This is a genomic window from Streptomyces sp. NRRL B-24085, assembly GCF_001282115.1.
Lineage (GTDB): Bacteria > Actinomycetota > Actinomycetes > Streptomycetales > Streptomycetaceae > Streptomyces.
Genome location: NZ_LJBR01000069.1, coordinates 14,030 through 35,915, shown reverse-complemented (window position 1 = coordinate 35,915; position 21,886 = coordinate 14,030). Strand labels below are relative to the sequence as shown.

At 68.6% G+C, this 21,886-nt stretch carries 25 protein-coding genes; 19 read left to right on the top strand and 6 right to left on the bottom strand.

Annotated features, from left to right (window positions below; genetic code table 11):
- Positions 1-6: 6 nt before the first annotated feature.
- Positions 7-474: an NUDIX hydrolase gene (locus AOJ26_RS10620; RefSeq protein WP_053847976.1), complete on the bottom strand. Its 468-nt coding sequence runs from the start codon at positions 472-474 to the stop codon at positions 7-9.
- A complete protein-coding gene (locus tag AOJ26_RS10615) occupies positions 461-1,231 on the bottom strand; it encodes a helix-turn-helix domain-containing protein (protein WP_053847975.1) in 771 nt (256 codons plus the stop codon). Before AOJ26_RS10615 ends, AOJ26_RS10620 begins: the two co-directional genes overlap by 14 nt.
- An 87-nt stretch (positions 1,232-1,318) precedes the next feature.
- Here AOJ26_RS10615 and AOJ26_RS10610 point away from each other — a divergent pair, with 87 nt between their 5' ends.
- The 10 genes from AOJ26_RS10610 to AOJ26_RS10565 all read left to right on the top strand — a co-directional run bounded on the left by AOJ26_RS10610 (position 1,319) and on the right by AOJ26_RS10565 (position 10,525).
- Entirely contained in the window at positions 1,319-2,011 is a 693-nt protein-coding gene (locus AOJ26_RS10610; RefSeq protein ID WP_053847974.1) for an HAD family hydrolase, read from the top strand.
- A gap of 150 nt (positions 2,012-2,161) precedes the next feature.
- The gene (locus tag AOJ26_RS10605; protein WP_053847973.1) at positions 2,162-3,259 is read left to right on the top strand and encodes a hypothetical protein; all 1,098 of its coding nucleotides are present in this window, start codon (positions 2,162-2,164) and stop codon (positions 3,257-3,259) included.
- Positions 3,256-5,313, top strand: a complete 2,058-nt coding sequence (locus AOJ26_RS10600; RefSeq protein ID WP_053847972.1) for a hypothetical protein — start codon at positions 3,256-3,258, stop codon at positions 5,311-5,313. The genes AOJ26_RS10605 and AOJ26_RS10600 overlap by 4 nt, the downstream gene beginning before the upstream one ends.
- Positions 5,313-6,383, top strand: a complete 1,071-nt coding sequence (locus AOJ26_RS10595) for an enolase C-terminal domain-like protein (protein WP_053847971.1) — start codon at positions 5,313-5,315, stop codon at positions 6,381-6,383. Before AOJ26_RS10600 ends, AOJ26_RS10595 begins: the two co-directional genes overlap by 1 nt.
- Positions 6,384-6,403: 20 nt before the next feature.
- On the top strand, positions 6,404-6,808 hold the full coding sequence (locus tag AOJ26_RS10590; protein ID WP_053847970.1) for a hypothetical protein: 405 nt from the start codon (positions 6,404-6,406) through the stop codon (positions 6,806-6,808).
- Entirely contained in the window at positions 6,805-7,473 is a 669-nt protein-coding gene (locus AOJ26_RS10585; RefSeq protein WP_050399607.1) for an HAD family hydrolase, read from the top strand. The genes AOJ26_RS10590 and AOJ26_RS10585 overlap by 4 nt, the downstream gene beginning before the upstream one ends.
- Entirely contained in the window at positions 7,470-8,264 is a 795-nt protein-coding gene (locus tag AOJ26_RS10580; RefSeq protein ID WP_053847969.1) for a class I SAM-dependent methyltransferase, read from the top strand. The genes AOJ26_RS10585 and AOJ26_RS10580 overlap by 4 nt, the downstream gene beginning before the upstream one ends.
- The gene (locus AOJ26_RS10575; RefSeq protein WP_053847968.1) at positions 8,261-9,091 is read left to right on the top strand and encodes a creatininase family protein; all 831 of its coding nucleotides are present in this window, start codon (positions 8,261-8,263) and stop codon (positions 9,089-9,091) included. Before AOJ26_RS10580 ends, AOJ26_RS10575 begins: the two co-directional genes overlap by 4 nt.
- On the top strand, positions 9,048-9,842 hold the full coding sequence (locus AOJ26_RS10570) for a phytanoyl-CoA dioxygenase family protein (protein ID WP_234358525.1): 795 nt from the start codon (positions 9,048-9,050) through the stop codon (positions 9,840-9,842). The genes AOJ26_RS10575 and AOJ26_RS10570 overlap by 44 nt, the downstream gene beginning before the upstream one ends.
- A 32-nt stretch (positions 9,843-9,874) precedes the next feature.
- Positions 9,875-10,525 (top strand): L-threonylcarbamoyladenylate synthase, encoded by a 651-nt coding sequence (locus tag AOJ26_RS10565; RefSeq protein WP_053847967.1) that lies wholly within the window; start codon positions 9,875-9,877, stop codon positions 10,523-10,525.
- 61 nt (positions 10,526-10,586) lie between these two features.
- Here AOJ26_RS10565 and AOJ26_RS10560 read toward each other — a convergent pair whose 3' ends face one another.
- The 4 genes from AOJ26_RS10560 to AOJ26_RS10545 form a co-directional block, all read right to left on the bottom strand.
- On the bottom strand, positions 10,587-11,180 hold the full coding sequence (locus AOJ26_RS10560) for a hypothetical protein (protein ID WP_046912656.1): 594 nt from the start codon (positions 11,178-11,180) through the stop codon (positions 10,587-10,589).
- Positions 11,170-12,366 carry an MAB_1171c family putative transporter gene (locus AOJ26_RS10555; RefSeq protein WP_046912657.1) on the bottom strand — a complete coding sequence of 399 codons (1,197 nt, stop codon included), beginning with the start codon at positions 12,364-12,366 and terminating at the stop codon, positions 11,170-11,172. The genes AOJ26_RS10560 and AOJ26_RS10555 overlap by 11 nt, the downstream gene beginning before the upstream one ends.
- Positions 12,363-12,596, bottom strand: a complete 234-nt coding sequence (locus tag AOJ26_RS44330) for a hypothetical protein (protein ID WP_233443723.1) — start codon at positions 12,594-12,596, stop codon at positions 12,363-12,365. The genes AOJ26_RS10555 and AOJ26_RS44330 overlap by 4 nt, the downstream gene beginning before the upstream one ends.
- Positions 12,597-13,093: 497 nt before the next feature.
- Entirely contained in the window at positions 13,094-13,588 is a 495-nt protein-coding gene (locus tag AOJ26_RS10545) for a helix-turn-helix domain-containing protein (RefSeq protein WP_053847966.1), read from the bottom strand.
- A gap of 669 nt (positions 13,589-14,257) precedes the next feature.
- Between AOJ26_RS10545 and AOJ26_RS44325 the strand changes: the two genes are divergently transcribed.
- From AOJ26_RS44325 to AOJ26_RS10500, 9 genes are all read left to right on the top strand, one after another.
- Entirely contained in the window at positions 14,258-15,307 is a 1,050-nt protein-coding gene (locus AOJ26_RS44325) for a hypothetical protein (RefSeq protein WP_053847965.1), read from the top strand.
- Positions 15,304-16,059, top strand: a complete 756-nt coding sequence (locus AOJ26_RS10535; protein WP_053847964.1) for an ATP-binding protein — start codon at positions 15,304-15,306, stop codon at positions 16,057-16,059. Before AOJ26_RS44325 ends, AOJ26_RS10535 begins: the two co-directional genes overlap by 4 nt.
- Before the next feature lie 133 nt (positions 16,060-16,192).
- Entirely contained in the window at positions 16,193-16,816 is a 624-nt protein-coding gene (locus tag AOJ26_RS10530) for a WhiB family transcriptional regulator (protein ID WP_053847963.1), read from the top strand.
- Positions 16,813-18,465, top strand: a complete 1,653-nt coding sequence (locus AOJ26_RS10525; protein WP_053847962.1) for a hypothetical protein — start codon at positions 16,813-16,815, stop codon at positions 18,463-18,465. The genes AOJ26_RS10530 and AOJ26_RS10525 overlap by 4 nt, the downstream gene beginning before the upstream one ends.
- Before the next feature lie 14 nt (positions 18,466-18,479).
- The gene (locus AOJ26_RS10520; protein ID WP_234358524.1) at positions 18,480-18,653 is read left to right on the top strand and encodes a hypothetical protein; all 174 of its coding nucleotides are present in this window, start codon (positions 18,480-18,482) and stop codon (positions 18,651-18,653) included.
- A 100-nt stretch (positions 18,654-18,753) separates the two neighbouring features.
- Positions 18,754-18,987 (top strand): hypothetical protein, encoded by a 234-nt coding sequence (locus tag AOJ26_RS10515; RefSeq protein ID WP_053847960.1) that lies wholly within the window; start codon positions 18,754-18,756, stop codon positions 18,985-18,987.
- 116 nt (positions 18,988-19,103) lie between these two features.
- Positions 19,104-19,616, top strand: a complete 513-nt coding sequence (gene mobC / locus AOJ26_RS10510; RefSeq protein WP_234358523.1) for a plasmid mobilization relaxosome protein MobC — start codon at positions 19,104-19,106, stop codon at positions 19,614-19,616.
- A gap of 16 nt (positions 19,617-19,632) precedes the next feature.
- Positions 19,633-21,360 (top strand): relaxase/mobilization nuclease domain-containing protein, encoded by a 1,728-nt coding sequence (locus AOJ26_RS10505; RefSeq protein ID WP_053847958.1) that lies wholly within the window; start codon positions 19,633-19,635, stop codon positions 21,358-21,360.
- An 80-nt stretch (positions 21,361-21,440) separates the two neighbouring features.
- Positions 21,441-21,866, top strand: a complete 426-nt coding sequence (locus tag AOJ26_RS10500) for a hypothetical protein (RefSeq protein WP_234358522.1) — start codon at positions 21,441-21,443, stop codon at positions 21,864-21,866.
- Positions 21,867-21,886: the final 20 nt, after the last annotated feature.

Below are 21,886 nucleotides of genomic sequence, written 5' to 3'. Positions count from 1 at the left end.
CCCGGCTCAGCCCAGATACGGGTATTTGCCGGAGAGGTAGTGGCCGATCTGCTCCCGCATGCTCGCGTGGATGTCGAGGCCGTCGAGTTCCTCTGGCAGAACCCAGCGCACGCCGTCGGCTTCGTCGTTCACCGTCGGAGCGCCACCGACCGGGCGGCCGATGTAGGCGGCTTCGTACTGCTGCCGGATCTCTCCATCGGTGTACTCGATGATGTGCGCCGGGTTGGAGTAGACACCGAGGAACCCGGTGACTTCGGCGACGATGCCGGTCTCCTCCTCGCATTCGCGCACGGCGCACTGCGCGGGGCTCTCCCCGATGTCCTGGGCGCCACCTGGCAGGGCCCACTGTCCGGTGTCGCGGCGCCGCTGGAGCAGGATCGCGCCTTCGCTGTTGACGACGAGGAGGTTGCTGGCTGGGATCAGGGTGTTGGCCTTGGGTGCCATCGGGTCGTTGTAGTACTCAGTCCTGCCCACGCTGGTGGTGCTCCTGACGGTCGGGCGCCCAAGGGCGCGCGGTGTTCCATACGGCTTCGAAGCTCTCGGTGTAGCGGTCGCACCAGTCGGTGCCGTCCGCGCGTCGGAGCTGGAAGAGCGGGTTGGCGCTTGCCGGCTGGCCCCAAATGTGCGGATTGACCAGTAACTGATCGTCGTACCGGAAGATCGAGTTGTACAGCGTCGTGTCGTGCAGCCGTACCTCGCAGCCGGGGGCGCCGAACAGGGCACGGTAGTACGTCAGTGACGCCCGGATCTTCGCGGCGAGCGTGTCACCGATCCCTTCCTCGCGCCCCCGGACGGCCACCGCTTCTCCATATGGATCGCCGAAGCACAGTCGGACCTTGACTCCGGCCTGCGCACGTTCCTGCAGCATGCGGGCGATGTGTGGGTTGGTCTGGGCGAAGAAGGTACCGGAGAAGACGAGGACATCGATGTGCTTCACGGCGCCGAGCAGGAGGGAGATCCAGACGTCCCTGGGAACGCTGGCGCGGTTCGGGTAGACCTCGACGATCTCCGACCGTAGTGCTTCGAGGTGCACCGGTCGCTGGCGGTCGTTCGGCCAGAGGTAGACCTCGTCCACTTGCAGGTGCTTCGCGACGACGAAGCGGTGCCGACGGTGGGGCACCCTTCCGGAGAGCCAGCGCCCCACGGTCTTGGGGTCGACGGAACAGAACTCGGCGAGATCTTCTTCGGTGATCCCCCGCTGGACGAGTGCCGAGCGCAATCGTTCATTCACTCGGATAATCCAATCGCACCCATGGTCACACTCGCAAGGACGACCGGCTCATCGAGAGCACGCGAGCGGTGTGCTTACGCTGGCAGGATGCCGCTCATCGTGCTCTGGGACATCGACCACACCCTCATCGACAACGCCGGTGTCAGCAAAGAGATTTATGCCGCCGCGTTCACGGCTCTCGCCGGTCGGGTGCCGGTACGTCCCGCACGCACGGAGGGTCGGACGGACCGGTTGATCATCGCGGGCATGTTCCACGATCACGGCCTGGAACCGCCTGCGTGGGAAGACGCGCTGGTCGCGCTGGAGGCGGCAGGGGCAGGCCGTGAAGCGGACCTCAACCAGAGGGGCCGGGTTCTGCCAGGAGTTCGCCAAGCCCTCAAGGCCGTGGCAGAGGAGGACGACATGGTCTCCTCCGTCCTTACGGGGAACATCGCTGCGAACGCGCGGGTGAAACTCGGCGCCTTCGAACTGGACGCCCTCGTGGACCTCAGAGTCGGCGCCTACGGTGCCGACTCCGCTGACAGGGCGGCGTTGGTGGACGTGGCGCGGAGCAGGGTCCGGGCCGTCTACGACCTTCCGGACGACACCGCCGTGGTGCTCGTCGGCGACACCCCCCGCGATGTCGATGCCGCCATCACATCAGGCGCGCACATCGTGGCGGTGGCATCCGGAGTCAACAGCGAAGACGAGCTACGACAAGCCGGCGCCCACCTTGTTCTCCCTGACCTGAGCGACGTCGACGCCCTCATGGTTCACCTTCGCGAGTTCGCTCGCCCCTGAAACGTCCCAAGACGTCCTCGGATCGTCCCGGGATGCGGTTCTGCCGTCCCGGTGTTCTCCAGCACGCTCTTCTCTCATCGGCCCCGACGTGGAACGGGCCGCCGATGCAGTACCAGAACCCCATACGGCTGGCTGGGATGGAGTGCGCGCATGTCCGCAGTGCTTGGTGAACTACCCGCATCAACGGCTTCGCTCACGTCTGTTGAGCGCCTCGCGGCCCGATACGCGGTTCCCGTCGAGGACGCGCTGCTCATCTCCATCAACCTGCACGGGATCTCGTCGGACATCCCACGCCACCGGGCACGCGTGCTGGTGCGCCTTGCCACCGCTCCGTCCGTGCCCTGGCAGGTCATCGTCCCTCTGAACGCGGCTCGTTCGCCGTTCCGTCTGGAGGACGGACAGCTGACGATCGGCGGTGAGCCGATCGGGAGCATTGAACGCATCGACGCCGACGAGGCCGTTGGCGGGTACTTCCGTGACGGCGGCCGAGCGGCGACGTTCAACCCGAACGCCCGGAGCCGCTGTGTCGGATGCGCCTTCTGCCCCAACACCCTGGAGGCCGCCGCTGATCCCCGTCTGTCGGAGGAGCGGGAGCTGAACGAACTGCTGGCGGCGATGTCGGAACAGCATCCCCGCGGCGACCTGACCGAACTTCGTGAGATCACTGTCTCGACCGGCTGCTTCGAACGCGAGGGGGCAGCGACCGACCATCTCCGATCGCTCCGGAGCGTGCTCACCGAGCACAACATCAACGCACGGATCGGCTTCCTCACTTCGGTGCTGCGCACCGAGGAGGCGTTCGAGGACCTCGCCACGCACGCGTCCCCCTTCGTGCTGCGCCTCACCGCCGAGTGCTTCACCCGGCGCGACCTGCTGCTCAAGGCCAGCAAGGCCACACTCGCAACCTCCGAGATGGCGCAGGTACTCCAGCGCGCGCTGCGCGTCGGCCACGGCACCTCGTTCACGTACATCGTCGGCCTGGACGGACTCGAAGCACTCCGCGAGGGTGTCGCAGCGCTCGCGCCGTACGTCACCGAGTTCCCGAACTTCCAGGTGTACCAGGCCCACAACTCGATCATGGCCGGGTTGCGGGCCGACGGTGCCCAGGACCTGGAGTTCTACCTCCAGGCTCGCAGGGCCATCGAGGAGATCATGGGCTCCAGCGGTCTGCGTCCCGTGGCGTGGGAGTGCTACCGGCCCTTGTGGTACTTCACTTTCGCCGGCGAGAGCCTGGTCGGTGGGCGATGACCGACGTCGCGGTCTTGGCCGACGCCCTCTGGCGAGCCACGACATACGCCTCGGTGTGCCAGCTGCACCTCCGCGGGAACGTACTGCTCTCCGAGCCCCTGTCCCACGAACACGTGAAGCCCGACCCCTCCGGTCACTGGGGCACCGTTCCGGGCACGGCCTGGGCACTGGCGCATGTCGCGCTGGCCGCGGGCCAGACGTCCCCCGAGCGGGACGTGGTGCCGATCCTCGGCGCCGGCCATGCAGGGATCGTCCAGCTGTCGATGGCCTGGCTCAGCGGAGAACTCCAGGCGATCCGCCCCCAGTTCACGCCTGACGTGGACGGTCTGATCCGGCTTTCACGGGCATTCCCACATGTCGACGGACTCGGTGCCGAGGTACATCCCGCCCTGTGGGCCGGTGACTACCTCGGAGGACGGCTCGGCGGTGCGCTGGCGTTCGCCCAGGGTGCCGCGCTCGACGCGCCCGACCGCGTTCTGGTCCCCGTCGTCGGGGACGGTGAATGCGAGACGCCCACGACGGCGGCCTCGTGGCTGGCGACAGGCGTCGTGCCGGGCGCACAGGTTCTCCCCGTCATCCACGTCAACGGATTCCGGATGGGCGGCCAAAGCCTGCTGGGAGGAATGACCGACGACCAGCTGCGCGCGTACGCCACCGGCCAGGGCTGGGACGCCCGAGTGGTGCATGTCGTCGAGGGCTCCCAGGAGGAGCACGCGGCCTTTCACGAGATGTTCCAGCAGGCCCTGGACACGACCAGCCGTAGCCGCCGTGTCGCCGTCTTCCTACGGTGCACGAAGGGCTGGGGTGGACCGGAGACGGTGGAAGGCCGCCGGATTCTCGGCACCCCGCGCGCCCACAAGACCCCGCTGTCAGCCCCCGGACGCGTGGCCGACCAACTGGAACTCCTGGAGCGGTGGCTCGCCCGGTACTCGCCACACGAGCTGTTCGATCCCGACGGGCGCCCGCTAGGCGGACTGGCTCGTGCGATGGCAGCGGCCCGGTGGTGCCGACTACGCCCGACGCACGCCGAACAGAGGCCGGCCGATCACCGAACGCCGCTCGGTTACAAGGGCTTTGGCACGTTCGCCGGCGCCGTGACCACCGTGATCCGCGACCACGCCGCGGACGGCGGGTTCCAGGTGTTCAGCCCGGACGAGCTGGCCTCCAACCGTCTCGGGGGCTTGGCCAGAGAACCCTGGACGAAGGAGTTGCTGGCCGAGGAGGTCCTGCTGGAGTGGCTCGCCGGCTGGACAGCCAGCGGCCGTCGCGGAGTCCTGGTCTCCTACGAAGCCTTCGCTCCGCTGCTGCTGAGCGGAGTCGCCGCTCACCTCAAACAGCGCCGCCTCGCGGGGGCGCCGGTTCTGCCCAGCCTGAACCTGCTTCTGACGTCGTACGGCTGGAACAACGTCTTCACGCACGGAGATCCGTCCTTCGCCACAGCACTCCTGGCCATGGGCGACCCCGCTGTCCGAGTGCTCACACCCGCCGATCCGACCCGTACCGCAGTCGCATTGGAAGAGGCTCTCCATTCGGATGGAGGTGTCAACGTCGTCGTGGCGGGCAAGCACACCGCGACCGCCCACCCCACTGACACCGTGCACGAAGAGCAGGCCTACGGGCTCGCCATCTGGCCGCATCTGAGCGATGACGGCGAACCGGACATCACCATCGTCACCGCGGGCGACCTCCCGGCCGCCGTCGCCGCTGAGGCCATCCCGCTGCTTCGCGGAAACCGCGGATGCCGCGTCCGGGCCGTGAATCTCCTCGACCTGACCGTGCTCGGTGATCCCACGACATGGCCGCGAGGGTTGTCCGACGCGGACATCGATCAATACTTCGGCCAGCACGCCGCAGTTCTCGTGGTCACCCTCGGCCATCCGGCCGCCGTTTGGGGCCTACTGGCGGGAAGGCTTCGCCGCCCGGCCGAGGTCATCGGCTGGCAGGAGCCGACCGGGCCGACGCCCCAGGCGCAACTCGCCGACACTCTGGGTCTGACCCCCGCCGGCCTGGCCCAGGCGGCGAATCGCCTTCTCGCGGCCCGGGAGGCGGCCTGATGAGCGCGATCCGCATCGACCGGATCGAAGTCGTCGACGTACGGGATGCCGAACCTGCGGGGGATGACACGGCGTTCATCGCCCTTCACGCGGCTGGGGAGACGGGCTGGTACGGCCCCGTCAGCACTGCCATCGCCTCCTACGCGGACAAGGTCCTCGCGCCGACCGTGATCGGAGCCGATGCCACAGACCATCAGGCGCTCCGCCAGTGCCTGTTGGGGCCTGCGATCGCGAGTCCGCACCCGCAGGCCCCGTGGGCCATGGGTGCCATCGACTGCGCGGCGTGGGATTTGCACGGGCGCCTTGACGGTCGTCCGGTGGCGGACCTCCTGACTCCGAAGACCGCGCGCCGATCCGTACCGGCGTACGCGTCGTGGCTGACACAGGAGCTGACCGGCCCTGTCGAGTCGGACGTCCTGAGCGAAGTCCTGGCAGGCGGTTGGGCCTTCACCAAGTGGGGGCTCCGCTGCCGAACACCACACGACGCGACGGGGGCAGCGCGGACTCTCGCCATGGCTGTGGAACACGCGGCCGAGGAAACAGGGATCCGGATCGCCGTGGACGCTGTGGGTACGTGGACTCCCTCCCTGGCCATGGCATTTGCTGGACTGGTCGATCCGTCCGCCTTGATCTGGCTGGAGGATCCTCTGCCACGTCACGATCTACGGGCATACGACCGACTGGCATCGACGCCCGTGCCCGTAGCCATAGGCGAGCGCCTCTCGCTCCGCGAGGACCCCGCCACCGTGCTCGACACGACCCGCCCTGTGGCCCTGACACTCGACGTCGTCGGATGCGGCGGTCTCACCAGGGCTGTCGAAGTCCTGGCAGCTGCTCGCGCCCGCAAGGTGCCGGTCTATCCGCATGGCCGCTCGCTGGTCCCCGGCATCCACCTTGCCGCCGCGTTCCCCGAGGCCGCCCTCGCGATCGAGTACCGCCTTCAGTGGGAGCCGGGCCGGCAGCGACTCTACGACCACACCTGGCTCCCCGAACACGGACACCTACGCCTGCCGGAATCTCCCGGTCTCGGCACCATCCCGAGGAGGACACCATGCCGCGAACATCAGTAAGCCTCCCTGTCGAGGGATCCGTGGGGCGCACGCCCGACGGACCGCTCCTGGTGCTGACCGAACGCCTCGGCGGGCACGACACCTTCCTGTCCGGACGTCTCGACCTGGACGGTACGAACATCCCCGTACGCATCATGACCCTGGACGACGTCACCGTCCTGCACCCCACGGACCCCGGAACCGTACCCGCGCTCCGAGCGCGCTGGTCCGGGACACTGCACCTACCGCACGGCCTGCGTCCGCAAACGGCACCAGGGGACCTGGAGTCGGCCGCCGAAGCCGAGGGGCGGATCCTCGAGGCCTTGGACGACGCGGAACTGCGCTACGCCCTCACCTTCCTGTCCGAGGCCACGACGCGTGAGATCCGTAGCGCCCGCATCGCGGCCATCGTCTCCGCACTACCTCCCGCGAGGAGTGCCGCGTGACCCGCCGGCGCCCCCACCTCATCAGCGTCGACGTCGGCGGAACGCTGGGAACCGCGGAAGGCCCCGGCCTCACGATGCGGCTGACCGCGGCATCCCCCCTGCCGGCGAAGCAGGCGCGCGAGATCATGCGCGACCGCCTGCACACGCAACCGTCGCTCGGCGACGCCGTCGTGGCCGACGTGTGCGAGGCCCTGCAGGTCGCACCCGCCGACTTCCCCCGGGATCTACCACCGGCTCCCCTCACGCTGTTCCCCGGGACCATGGACGCCCTGCGCGTGCTGAGCGAGGTGGCGACGGTCGTGACCCTGTCCAACGTGACCTGCGCGGACGCGGACACCGACGGGCTCCGGCGTCGCACAGCGCCGTGGGTGAGCGACTTCTTCCCCTCGTGCCGTATCGGCTACGCCAAGCCGGACCGGCGGGCGTTCCTCGCGGTCGCCGAACACTGCGCGGTGGATCCTGCGCGCATCCTCCACATCGGTGACGACTGGGCCTGTGACGTGGTCGGGGCCGTCAACGCCGGATTTGGGGCCGTCTGGATATCGCGTGGCCGACCAACTCCCGAGCCGGATCTAATCGTTGATCACGGCGTGCTCGTCGCCGACGACCTCTCGGCCGCAGCCAAGCACGTCCAAGCATTCTCACGCACGGAGGAAATCCCATGAGCAGCCTGTTCACCGGCACCGTCGGCTTCTACCGGCAGTACCGTCCGGGCATCCCGGCCGAGGTGGCCGACGTCCTGGACCGGGCGACGGCCACCGACCGCCCGCGCCGCCTGCTGGACGTCGGTACCGGAACGGGCCTTGTCGTGGAAGCACTGCTGGACCGCTTCGACGACATCATCGCCATCGACAACGACGCCGACATGCTCGCCGCCGCCGAGTCGGCGCTCCGCCCGGCGCTTCTGGAAGGCGCGAGTCTGTCGCTCGTCGAATGCACGGCCGAGGAGTTCACGCCGCCGTCCGGCTGGCGCGCGGACCTTGTGACGATCTGCCGGGCATTCCACTGGCTCGACCAGGCAGCGGTTCTCTCCGGTCTTGACGCGCAGGTCGCCCCGGACGGAGCTGTCGCCATCTTCGGCGACAACAGCTTCTGGGCGGCGGGAAGTCCCTGGAAGGAAGCCGTCCGCAGCGTCATCAAGGAGTTCCTCGGCGAGGAACGGCGCGCTGGTCAGGGGACCTTCCAGCACCACAACCGGCCGTACAGCGAGATCATGGAGGAGTCACCCTTCAACCAGGTCGAGGAGGTACGGGTTCCGGTCGAGCGCACCTGGACGACCGACAGCATCCTCGGATACCTGTACTCGACCTCCTTCGCGGCTCCGCACCTGTTCGGCGCCCGCCTGGGCGAGTTCGAGTCGAGGGTGAAGACGACGCTGGCCGAGTTCAGCGACGACGACACGTTCGGCGAGGAGAACGAATTCCTCCTCAGGATCGGCCGCCGGAGCCGGACATGAGGGAAACCGGGAGACCGCGCACGTATGACCAGCTGACCGCGCCGGACGTCTCGGCGCGGCTCAGCCGCCACTCGGTCCTGGTCCTGCCGATCGGCTCGACGGAGCAGCACGGCCCACACCTGCCGCTCAATACCGACACCGTCATAGCCGAACGATTCGCCCAGATGCTGGTCGGACGCTACGGCGACCACCACGACCTGTGGGCCCTGCCCGCCCTGCCGTACGGGCTCTCCCCGGAGCACGCGTGGTCGGCCGGCGTCGTCTCGTTGAAGATCACGACATTCAGCAGCCTGCTTGACACCATCGTCGGTCAGTACGTCAGCGCCACCACCGCCCGTCGGCTGCTCATCGTCAACGGGCACGGCGGAAACCGCGGCGTCCTCGAAACGCTGGCCTACGAACTCCAGCAGACCTACGGCATCGCCGTCTGCGTCATCAACCCCGTCTCGCTGTCGCCCGAGGCCACCGTCAGCGAGTTGCCCGAGATCCACGCGGGTGTCCGCGAGACCTCGATGATGCTCGCCCTCGCCCCGGACATGGTGCATCTCGGCCGAATCCCTGCCGACCACACCCCCGATCCGGGCCGACGCGAGGAGATTCAGCGGCTCATACTCCGACGCGGCACCGCGTGGCCGTGGTCATCCTGCGACCCGGCGATCTCCTCACTCGGCATCATCGGCGGCGATCCCCGAAAAGCCAGCGCCGCCGCCGGCCACTCGATCATCGCGAGCGCCGTGGACGCTGGCGCGGAGGTACTCGCCCGCCTTGCGGCCCCCAATACCGATGTCCCGGACACCCTTCGGAGGACCAATGTCCCTCACCTATGAAGAGAAGGCCGGTTTCGCAAGGGACGGCGTTGCCGTCCGACGCGGCCTCGTACCCGATGCCCTGATCGCCCGAGCCTCGTCCCTCATCGACGCCTGGTTCCGCGAGGAGATGGACGCCTCGCAGATCTCCGCGTACACGCAACGCACCTTCGCACCCGAACTCGGCCAACACCCGGACCTGCTGGGCCTGTTCTCGGATTCGGGAGCGGAGGAACTGGCGACCGATCTACTCGGTGACATCCAGCCGGTCACCACGACGCAGATCCAGATCCGGATACCTGAGGACGCACTGCCAACGTCACAGCCCGAGAAGGCGATGCACGTCGACGGAGTCGCCTGCCCGCATCTCGATCCTGATGAACTGCGCACCTTCTCACTGCTCGTCGGCGTGGTGCTATCCGACATCAGCGATCCGGATGGCGGGGCGTTGCGGTACCTGCCCGGTGGGCACCAGGCCATGGCCCGGTGGTTCCGTTCCGAGTGGTCCCTCGGCGTCACCGAGCAGGTCCCCCCGCAGATCGATACCGAGAGCGGAACAGCCTTTCTGGGCAAGCCTGGCGACGTCCTGCTCATGCACCACCTCGTTCCGCACTCGGTGGGCCGCAACTACACCTCGACACCCAGAGTCATGGCGTACTTCCGTGTGTCGCATTCCAGCCACGCCCAACGCCGCCTCGAAGCCCTCCGCGACCCGTGGCTCGACTACCCGCCCCTCGCCACCGTCACGGCTACCGCGCCGACCGCCCGATGAAAGCCGACCGCCATCTCGTGAGGAGCACGTCCATGCGTCTGATCCACCCCACCGACCTCGACATCGCCGCACGCGCGATCGAGGCCGGCGAGTTGGTGATCGTGCCGACCAAGCGCTGGTACATGATCTGCGCCGACGCCGGAAACGCGGATGCTTGCAAGCGCATCTTCGACGGCAAGAAACGCCCGCCCGGCAAGTCTCTGGCGTTCGTCCTGCCCTCCCTTGAGGCATGCGAGCAACGCTTCCAGCTCACGGCGGAGTCCAGGCGGCTCGCCGACGCGTTCTGGCCCGGAGATCTCGCGCTCCTCCTGCCGTGGCGCGATCCGGCCGACGCCGCCGGGTACACAGCCGTCGGCTCCCCCGCTCTGACCACCTACGACTCCGGTCTCCTCGGCCGCCTGGCGTCCCTCTCCACCGCACCCGTCGCCGCCACCACGGTCAACATCTCCGGCGACGCAGGCCCGGACGACCCCGGTCCTGCCATCACCGTCGACGAGGTCAACCACTTCCTGACAACAACGGGCGTGGGCGCGTCCGTGATCGTGGATGGCGGCATCTGCCCGGCCGCCAACCACATGACGATCGTCGACTGCTTCACGCCGGAGGCCCGGCTGGTACGCACCGGACTTGTCCATCAGCGCGCTATCTCGGCCGCTTTGGGACGCGACGTCCGCGGCACCTGAGATTCGCCGAGCGTGGGGTAGCGGGCGCCGACCGCCCGCCGTCAGACCGACGGCGGGCTGATCAGCGTGCCAGCTGGAACACGGCGGCGGCCACGACGGTGCCGAGGATTGTGCCCGCGATGACCTGGTTGCGTGTGTGGTCCCGCAGCTCGACCCTGGACCATCCGACGATGACGACCAGGAGGAACCCGAGGGTCATCCACGCACCGTAGGTCTGTACGAGCATCGCGCAGGCACCTGCCGAGACGGCCTGGTGCACGGAGATCTTCCAGACGAACGTGATCACGGCGAGGATCGCGAGGGTGACCAGCATCGACACGATGAGGGCGGTCATCGTCCGCGGGGCGCCTGCAGCGGCCATGAGGAGGATTCCGGTGGCCACGGAGAGCAGGATGACGGCCATGACGACGAGCCGTGCAGGCTTGGCCCCGACGTGTCGATCGCCCCAGTGGCCCTTCCTAATTCCGTACTTGATGAAGGTGATGGGAATGATGGCGGCGAAGAGTGCGCCGACCGCTCCCCAAGCCACGCCGGTCCATTGCGCCGTGTGCCAGCCGATCAGGAGGGTGACGGCGATAATCCAGTTTTTCGGCTCAAGCCAGTCGGTGATGCGGCGCGCCAGTTTGGACTCCGCGGGGTGCACGTCAGTTGTCATGGGAGGAGTCCTTTTCCGGTCCGCCTGTCGGCAAGGAGGCAAGCGCGACTTCCTGGCGGGTGAATTCTGTTACGACGGGTGAAGAAGCGTAGGCGCGGGATACCGCGTGGAGCCACGCGAGTTCACTCGGCCGGTCCCTTCCAGTGACACCGAGGGGCGGGTACTCAACACCTTCAAGTTGGTTTCCTGTTCGAGCGGCGCTAGCGGCCACGTGCAGCCAGGCGGCTTCTGTCACCGCATCAACTTCCTGCTCACTTACGCCTTTTTGGAAGGCGAGCGCGCGAGCACGCTCGCGGACATCTACTGACACGTATTCACGTAGGGCCAGGCACGCGTCCTCGATTTCGATGACGCATCGTTCAAGTCGGAAGCCGACACGCTGCTTTGGAACCGATGTGGAGAGCACCACGTGGGGAGCGGCGTCTGTCAGGCGCTTCCACAAAGGCTGGAGCCGCCTGAGCATGATCCAGGATCTGACGTACTCCACGGCCACGGAGAGCGGTGGCAGGCAACTGCCGAGCGCGATCGACAGAATCGCCAGTTGCTTGAGTACGGTGGAGATCTGGTACTCCAGCGTCGAATACCGGACTCCGGTGGTGAGGTCCAGCGTGACGAAGCCGATGCGCTGCAGGGCATAGAGGCTGCCGAGCAGCGTGCCGAGCCCCATGAGGCCGAGGCCGGCCCTGCCCAGGAGGGTGCGGCTGTGCCGGACGCCGCTGAGGAAAAGCCAGGTGGCGACGAACATGGCGATGCCGATGTACAGCGTGAAGACCGCCGTGTAGAGAACCGGATAGATGGCGCGCTCGCCCTCGCCGACCCGTACTGGCCCACCTGGCATCCAGTTGGCCAGCGTATAGAAGAGGACCATGAGGGGGAGCGTGGCTGCGATCGCTGCCAGCCTGGTGCGGCGGGCCAGGCCCTGCGGGCGGACGACGGCGACGATGAAGTCCAGGAGGAAGGCCGCGGAGGTAACGCCGAGCAGGTGCTTCAGCAGCGGAGTAAGGCTGGTGACGCCGGCGTTGTCGCTGATGGCGGCTTTGACGGCGGGCACCTCGAAGGTCATGGCCGCAGCCAGGGCCGCGAACGTGAGCGCAAGGCTCCGCTGCTTGTGGGAGTGACGGATGGACGGCAGACGCCACACGGTCACGAGCCACAGGGAACCGGCGACGAGGGTCGGGGTGTTCATGAGCGGCGGTTCCTCCGGGGATGGACGAGGGCGTCGTCAAGACGCGTCATGGCGCCCGGCCGCCCTGGTTCTCGGCCTGAGTAGGCCAGTTCCTCGAACAGCTCACCGAGGGACGAGGCAGCCATCTCGGCGTCATACTCGGTCTCACTGTCGTAGCTGGTCCGTCCGAGCGCTGTGAGCACGGCCGAGGGGTCGACGCCCTGCGGCATGATCGACAGGAGCGACTCCACGACGCTCGTGTTCTCGCTTGCATGTCCGAGGAGTAGGTGCGCCAATTCATGGCGGACTATTTGCGCGCGGTGCCGCTCACTTGTGGCCGTCACATGAAATATGTGATCTCCACTTTCGAAGGAGATCATGAGACCGCACGGGGCATTGACACCCCCCAGGTCGGGCAATTCGTGGAGGTGCAGCGGGCGCCCACGCCTGACCGCCAACTGGCGGCATACTTCATCCACCGCGTAGGGGTCAGATATTTCGATTCCCCGCAGTTGCTCCTCGCACAGTCGCCTCAGCTGCGCTTCTTTCCGCGCATAACGCCGATTGAACATGAACGAGATCCTCGCTATGACCCCCGAGCAAGCGCAGTACGCAGTTCTCACTCGACTCTTACTCACTGACACGCGGAGAATCCCCCGCGACCAAGCGGAGCTTTACACAGCCTCGCCGGGCGACCAAGAGGATCTTGAAGGCATATCCGTCAAAACGGGATAGCGGGTGAGAGAGGTCACGTTACTGAGGGATTATCAGGCTTATCGAGGCCCTCTAGGCGACGCGCCTGTTCAATTACCGTCGTGATCATTTTGAGGCTGTCAGCCGAGAGCCCATTGGCTCGCAGTGCGAGCCCTCGCACCTTGGTGTCTCCCACGGCCGCGATCAACTCCATGGAGGCCCGGATCTTCTCGGACTCCTCGGCGTCGAAGTCCGGGAAGAAGTATTGGGGCGTGACATTGAAGTGGCGCGCCAGCGCTTCGACGGTATTCACGGTCGGGTTCGGCTTGGCTCCGGAGCGTAGCTGCGAAATGGCGCTCTCTGAGACAGTGAGGCCATCCGCCTCGCCGGCCTCACGAATCGCGCGAGACACCTCCGCATTGGTGAACTTCTTGCCCGTCGCCGGGTTTTTCACCGTTTCGAAGAGGTGGTTCAGCTTGTCGGCGAGGCTCAGCTGCCGACCGCCGGACGACCCCGAGGGCACCTCCGCCGATCCGCTGGACTCCACCATCACTCGGCTCCTCCCATTACACCCTGAGGCGCTGACGATACTCCAGTGTTGACATGAGACCAACCCGCAAGACGGAACACTAGGGTGTTGACAGCTCGGGATCACTTTGGCGTATGTTCCAGGTACGGCAACACCAAAGTGTTGCAGCCGTGGCGAGGGATGCTGCTCGCATCGCTACCCGTGGCGTTCGCTGCACCCCTAGGCACGAGGACCACTCATGATCACCCGCCCCGCGTCGCGCCCGACCGCGCGACTTGTAGAGGGTTTAAGAGCCAAGTCTGGATCTTGACGCAGGGTCGTGCGTATGTTCGTCGTCCCTCCGGGCAGCCCGCCCGGCACGTCGAACACGAGGAGCAGCGGCATGCCCACACTCCGGGCTTCCTAAGCCCGCATACAGCGACGGCGCCCGAGAGACGCAACTCGCGGACGCCGAACGCCTCACGGCACAAACCGCCCCGGCAAGGGCGGATATCGCCACCATCACCACGCTGATCCCTTCCGCGGGGCGTTTCAGCGCGGCAACACCAAAGGAGATTCTCGCATGCGATCTGCCCTGCGCAAAAGGCCCGACGGCCTTGCCTGCGCGGCAGCCTGTGCCCCCTCCACCTCCATCCGCCAAGGGCTGGCAACGGATCAACCGTCGGTGCGGCAGTGTGGGGGTGATGCCTGATGGCACGCATCCGCACCGTCAAGCCCGAGATGTTCGAGTCGGAGTCGCTGGCCGAGTGCTCGGTGACCGCCATGCTCACCTTCATCGGGCTGCTGACGCAGGCCGATGACTCCGGCCGACACCGTGACCACCCGGCGATCATCGCCGGACGGCTGTGGGCCCTGCGCCCGGAGCACACCGCCGCCCACGTCGCCCAGGACCTGGAGGAACTGGCCGCCGCTGGGCTGATCTGCCGCTACACCGGCTGTGACGGGCGCACGTGGCTCCACGTGATGACGTGGGAGCAGCACCAGAAGATCAACAAGCCCACGGCGTCCCGAGTGCCGCGCTGCCCCAGCCACCAGGGCCACCACCCCTGCGGCAAGTGCCAGACCCGGGACTGCCCCACGCGCATAGTGCCATCCATGACGCCTCCCGGAACCCTCCCGAATGACTCCGGGAGCCCTCAGCGCGGGGTGCACCGCCCGGTTCCGACCGCCACGCAGCCGGCGGGGACCACGGCGGACCCTGGAGAGCCGGTGTCCGTGCCGCTGGCTGACCTAGCTGCCCCCACTGCGGCAACGCCAACGAAAAGCCCAGGTCAGAGGGATTTCCCGGAGGACTCACGGAGGACTACGGGAGGACTACGGGAGGACTCCCGCTCTGGATCTAGGATCTTGGATCCTGGATCATTCCTTACGGGGCGCGAGGCGCCCGCACCCGACGCCGTCCCCGGATCGGTCTCCGCCAAGGAGCTGGTGGCCGAGTACATCCGGGACTGCCAGCGCCGACCGCCTGAGGACTTCCTCGGGCTCCTGGGGCGCAAGATCAAGGCACTCCTGGACGAGCGCTTCGACCCGCAGGACATCGGCACCGCGCTGGAGCGGCTGCGGGCCAAGGGTCTGCACCCGAGCGTCCTGCCGAGCCTGGTGAACGAGGTCGTCAATGCCGCCCCGCAGGCCGCCTCGGTGCCGTCGTCCGCCTCCGGCGCGGGGCCATGGGCCAGCACCTCCGGTTACACGCCCTACCTCAATCCGACCGAGCCGACGACGTTTGGAGGCCGCCTGTGACCCGCGCGCATCTCGCCGACCCCCAGCCCGCCATCGGCGAGCGGCTCCGCGCCCGCCTGGAGGCCAAGCTGGCCGAACGCGGCATCGACCCGACCTCGCCGCTGCCGGACACCCCGGAGCCGATCCCGGCCCTGGAGGCCGCACAGGCTCGCATCCCGGTCGACTACCGCCACGCCGTGGTCGAGCACCCCGAGGTCACGGCCTGGGTCCGCTCCATCACCGAGGCGGCGGTCGAACCGAACGCCGGCGGGCTCAATCCGCACTTCGGCACGGCCGGACGCCGACGGATCGCACACGGCCCGTCGCTGCTGCTGTGGGGCAGCACCGGAGCGGGCAAGACCCACCAGGCGTACGGCGCGATCCGCGCCCTGACCGCCGCCGGATGCGGTGTGTCCTGGCACGCGACCACCGCCGCCGACATGTACGCCGACATGCGCCCGCAGTCCGGCGTGGACCCGGAGCACATGTTGCGCCGGATCGTACGGGTGCCGCTGCTGCTGCTCGACGACCTCGGCGCCGCCAAGAGCAGCACGTGGACGGAGGAGATCACCTTCCGGCTGGTGAACTGGCGCTGCCAGAACCGCCTGCCGACGATCTTCACCACGAACCTGCCGCCCGTACGCGAGCTTGGCATGCCGCCACGGCAGCCGGTCCTGCGCGACGTGATCGGCGACCGGATCCTGTCCCGCCTGTCCGGCATGTGCACCCCGGTTCACTTCGACGGCCCGGACCGCCGCTTCCAGCGCCGCTGAACCGGCCCTTCTCGCACACCTCCCTCACCTCCGGTGCGGCATCGCCGTGCCCTCGCCCCGCCTCACCTCCGCGCCACGCCGCCCTCACCCACGCCGGCGCCGCGCGAGTGCTGAGGCGTACCCGGAGATCCTCTTGCGCACCATCACCACGAACGACACCGCGCGCTCGACGCTGCGCGGGATCGCCGACCACAGCTGGCATGCCCGGGGCCTGTGCCACGGGATGCCCGCCGAGGACGCCGACGAGCTGTTCTTCCACGCCCCGCGCGACCACGAGGCCGCCGCGGAGGCCAAGTCCATCTGCGGCCGGTGCCCGGTCAAGAAGGACTGCTTCAACTACGCCCTGGACAACGACATCCGCCACGGGATGTGGGGCGGGCTGACCGAGATCGAGCGCCGCCCCTGGCACGCCCGGGTCAGCAAACGCCTCGACTACGCCCGGGTCAAGGCGGCCTTCCAGGGCCGCGACGTGCACCTCAGCGACGCCGAACGCGAGGCCGTCGTCCGACACGCCTACGTCCGCGGATGGAGCCCTGAGCGCCTCGCGTACACCCTCCAGCTCGAACTCGACTGGGCGCGCGACCTGATGCGCCGGGCGGCCCATGCCGTCGCCGACCGCGACCGCTACTGGGGCCTGTACGACGAGACCGCCCCCACCGCCGACGAAGACGAGGACGAGGACGAGGCCATCTCCTCGCCCGTGCCCCGGCAGGTGCAGACCCGCGCGCTGATCACCGCTCTTGGAAAGGCAGCATGACCCACCCCACCGCCATACGTCTGGCCGGCGTCTCCATCGAGCTATCGCACCTGATCACCGGCGCCGTTGCACTGTCGGGCCTCGCCGTGCTGGCGGGCGGCTGGCTGGTCCTGCGCCGTGGTGCCCGCGCGGGCAGGGCTCGCTCGTCCGCCCCAGCGGTGTGGGTCGCGGCGCTCGCCGCGCTCGGCTGCACCGCCTACAGCGCCGACACCAGCTGGCGGTTCGCCGCCGACTACCTCGACATGGCCGGCACCGCCGAGCGTGCCGCCATGTTCGGCGCTGCCGAACTGGCGCTGTTCGCCACCGCGCTGATGGCCCGCCAGAACCTCACCATCCAGGGCGCTCCGGGCCTGCCGGGGATCCTGGTCTGGATGATCACCGGCGTCCAGGTGATCCCCGCCTACGCCGAATCCGGCCCGGTCGGGGGCACCGTACGGGCGTTCGTCGGGCCCGTCATGGCGGCGATGCTGTGGCACCAGGCCATGGGGATCGAGCTGCGCCTGCGCAAGCCCGGTGCCGCCTCGCACGGCATCCTGGCCGTCCTCGGACGGGAAGCACGCGAGCGCCTGCTGTCCCGCCTCGGCATCGCCGAGCGCGACCGCGACGCAGCCCAGATCACCCGCGACCGCGCCACCGCCCGCGCGGTCACCCTGGCTACCCGCCTGGCCGGACGGTCCCCGAAGCAGGGCGACAGCTGGCGGAGCCGATGGATCGCACGCCGACTTGAGTCGGCCCTCGGACGCTCCGGCGTGGGCAGCGATCCCCAGCAGCTCCGCATGCTCCTGAACCAGCTCGCCGCCCGCCGACATGCCACCGCGCTCGCCACGATCGACCTGCCCTCGCCCTGGACGCAGCCCTCACCGGGCGCGGACCACACTCCCCTCGGCCGGCCCGCCCTTGACGGGACGGCAGCCGGGGACCAGACGAGCCAGCCACGCACGGTCCCCGACGCAGACACCGCACCGGCCGGGGACGGTCCCCATGGGGACCGTCCGGATCAGGTCGCGGGGACGGCGCCCGCACAGAACGGGGACCAAGAGGAGCACCCAGCCCCCGACATCGACGCTACCGGGGACCGGGCAGACGCAGGAGGGGACCGGGACCACGGAGACGAGGATTACGAGGCCGGGGACCACGGGGACCGGCGGATCGACGAGGACAAAACTGCAGCTCGAAGCGCGGATAGCTCGTCCCTGACGCCGGTCCCCAGCACCAGGGACCGTGGTGCCCCCGACTCCGACACGGGGACCGAGCCCGCCGGGAACCGTCCCCGACCGGTCCCCGACGACGGGGACCGGGACCCCGCAGACTCCCGCTCCGAGACGGGGACCGACCCGACTGGGGACCGTCCCCACGCGGTCCCCGCGCGCAGGATGCCGAAGGCGACCCGGAACCGGTCCCGAGGCGGGCAGGGCAAGCCGTCCCGGAAGCAGCCGCGGCCGAGCGTGGACCAACTCGTCGCCCAACTCCGTCCCCACGTACCCGAGCTGCTGGAACGGGACGGGAACGCCGAGGTCACACGCACCCAGCTCAGGGAGATCATGCGCGCCCACAACATCGGCATCCGCAACGACCGCCTGACGCCGGTCCTAGAACGCCTGCGCCGTGAAACGGCCACATCCACCACGCAGAAGAGGAGTGCACGGTGAAGACGTGCCCGCGCATGTCGCGCATCAAGTCCGACTTCGAGAAGGACATCTGCTTCCTGACCAGCTATGCAGAGCGCAACGCCGGCACCCCACCGGCCAAGACCAGCGCGAAGCAAGCGATCACGGTCAAGCACAACATGGCCCGCGCGATGAGTCGGCACTTCGCACGCTGCAGCGAGTGCGGCTGACACCTGCAGAGACGCAGGTCAGGCGACTCCATTCCGCTGAATCGATCCGGTGGCCCGGCATCGTGCCGGGCCACCGCTCCCGCCACAAGAGGAAAACACCATGACACGCGCATCCGCACCCAACCATTTCGAAAACCGCCTGATCTGGGCGTTCCTGCAAACCTTCCTCCGGTACCGGCTGATCCACTCGGCCGTGGACGGGCCCGAGGGACAGTGGTTCGTCCAGATCTCCCCCACCGAGCAGATCCATCACCTCACCGACGTTGAGGACGCCTTCGACTTCGTCCTCGACATCCTGGAGATCATCCACGACGCTCAGGACGGTGGGCAGTGACGAACCCGAGCTCAAGCCCCGCCCCCACCCCTGGTGAGCCGGTCTCCAACTCGCTCCCCGTGCGAGCAAGTTATCGGCCAAGACACTCTTCCCCGTCGGGGAAGGCGTCCTTGGCCTTGCCCGCCCCAGGGGTGGCGGGAGCCGACCAGCACCGGGGGGCGCAGGTCGGCCAGGCAGCGACCGAGGGCGGATCGCAGCAGGAGAAGCCCGCGCCGCAGCGCAAGCGCCGCGCCACGAAGAACCGCTCACGCAAACGCTCCCCGAAGTCCCACACCAACAAGCGCGTTCACGTGTGCAGCGTCCGCCTCAACGACGACGAGAAGTACGTGCTCACCGCAGCCGCCACCGCCACCCGCACCAGCCTGCCCGCCTTCCTCGCCCGCAGCGGGCTGGCCGCCGCCAGTGACCTTGACGCCAGTGCCGCCGCCATCGCCGGGCGCCGCGAACTGATCACGGAACTCTTCGCCGCCCGCCGGCACCTCGGCCACGTCGGTAACAACCTCAACCAGGTCGCCCGCGCCCTCAACTCTGGTGCCCAGCCTGCCGAACTCGATGCCGTCATCGCCGCCACCGAACACGCCGTCCAACGCGTCCAGCACGCCACCGACCAGTTCCTCGCCCAGTCCTAGAAAGTCGCCTCACCGAATGGTTCCCAAGATCCATGCCCGCGGGAAGCGGACCTTCGGCCTGCTGTATTACTTGTACGGGCCGGGCACCCACGAAGAACACATCGACCCGCACCTCGTGGCGTCCTGGGACAACAACGCCCCCGATCCCGGACGCGATCCGCAGGCCACGTACAAGGATCTGCAGCGGCTGCTGGACCAGCCCCTGGACGCCATCGACCAGGACGACCGGCCGAAGAAGCACGTGTGGCACCTGTCCGTCCGTAACGCCCCCGAAGACCCCCTGCTCAGCGACGAGCAGTGGGGCGACATCGCCCGCCGCATGGTTGCCGCCGCCGGCATCGACGACCCCGCCCAGGGCGCGGGCTGCCGGTGGGCGGCCGTACGGCACGCCGACGACCACATCCACATCATCGCCACCCTGGTGCGCGAAGACGGCTACAAGCCCGACCTCGACCACGACGCCGCCCGCGTCCAGGCCGAGGCCCGCCTTCTGGAGGCCGAGCTAGGACTGCGCCGCCTCAACAAGGGGGACGGCACCGCCGCCAAGCGCCCCACCAGCGCCGAACGCCACAAGGCCGAACGCCAGGGCAAGGACCGTGCCTCCCGCGAGGAGTTGAGGGAAACCGTGCGCCGCGCGGTCGCCGGCGCCACCAGCGAGAAGGAGTTCTTCGAGCGGCTGACCGCCGCCGGCGTGCTGATCCGCAAACGCGTCGCGCCCTCCGGCGACCTGCTCGGATACAAGGTCGCCCTCCCCGATGACCGCAACGGGAACAAGGAACCGGTCTACTACGCGGGCTCCACCCTCTCCCCCGACCTCTCCCTGCCCCGCATCCGCAAACGCTGGTCGTCCGATGCCCCACCCCAGAACGCCGACGGCCTGTCTGACCCGACCACCGCAGCTCCCGCGCCGAGCGGACCGGCCACGGCACGCCGCCGGGCCGCTGCGGCGGCGTGGCAGGCGGTGCTGGTCATCGATGGCGGTGAGGACACGCTCGTGGCGGCGCAGATCGCGGCAGCCGGGGAAGTCCTGGACGCGCTCGCCCAGACCTCCGCCGCACACACCCGTGCCCAACTGCGCGAGGCGGCCTTCGCGTTCGAGCGGGCCACCCGCTCCCACATCCAGGCCGAACGCGGACACGACCGCGCCCTCCGCCAGGCCGCCCGCGACCTCGTCTACAGCGGCCCCGCGCTCGGCCGCGGAGAGGACGGGGCGACCACGGCGATGCTGATCGACATGGCGTTCTTCCTGGTCACCGCCGCCGCTCACTGGCATGACAAGAAGCAGCATGCCCAGCAGGCCGCCGCCGCACGCCAGGCCACCGAGTATCTGCGCGTCGCCTACCAAGCCGCGGCCGAGGTTCCGCTGGGCGTGCTGTTCCAGCGCGGCCGACGCCTGTCGCAGCCTCTTCGGCACAAGCAAGCCGCCTACCTGCGGGCGACCGTGCCGCATCTGGCCGAGCAGATCCTGGCCGAGCCGGGCTGGTACGCGCTGGCGGCCACCCTCGCCGACGCCGAAAACGCCGGCCACGACCCGGCCGCGCTCCTGACCGAGGCCGCCGAGCGGCGGGAACTGGACACTGCCGACTCGGTCAGCGACGTCCTGGTGTGGCGGCTGCGCCGCACGGCCGGCCTGCCCGCCGACGCCTCGACGATGCCCGACCACACCAGCAGCGCCTCGACCAGCTCCCCGCGGCGGACGACGCCCAGGGCGAGCCGCAGCGAGGGGCCGGGCAAGGCCCGCTGATTACGGAGTCTGAGAGTTGAAGCAGGTCAGGCGTATAAGGCACTCTCGCTGTGGCCTGTCAGACGAAAGAAGGGCACCGGGTGTTCGGATTCCAACGTGGTCGTGCCGACCGTGAGTTCCGTGAGGCCCAGCAGGCGGGCCAAGCGCTGCTGGAAGCCGTTCAGTCCTTCGAGCCGCCCGCGCCTGCCCCGGCCGCCGAGACGGTGGTGCCCGACTTCCTGCCGCCGGACCTGCGGGTGCCGTCGCGGACGGAGGTGGCGGGGCTGATGATGCGCTGGCAGCGTCCGCTCGTAATCGACGGCGAGGTCCGTGCCTGCCCGCAGTGCGGCGCGTACCGGGACTGGATCATCTTCAGCATGCGCGACGACTCGATCTGGCTGCGCTGCCGCGCCGGACACGAGACGAAGGAGCCCGAGCTAGACCCGGCCTGGTACAACCGCAACTCCGGTCCGGTGGACCACTTCCACCCCACCCTCGAAGAGGGCCTGCGCCACCTCGGCCACTAAAGCCCGCGAAACCCCAACCC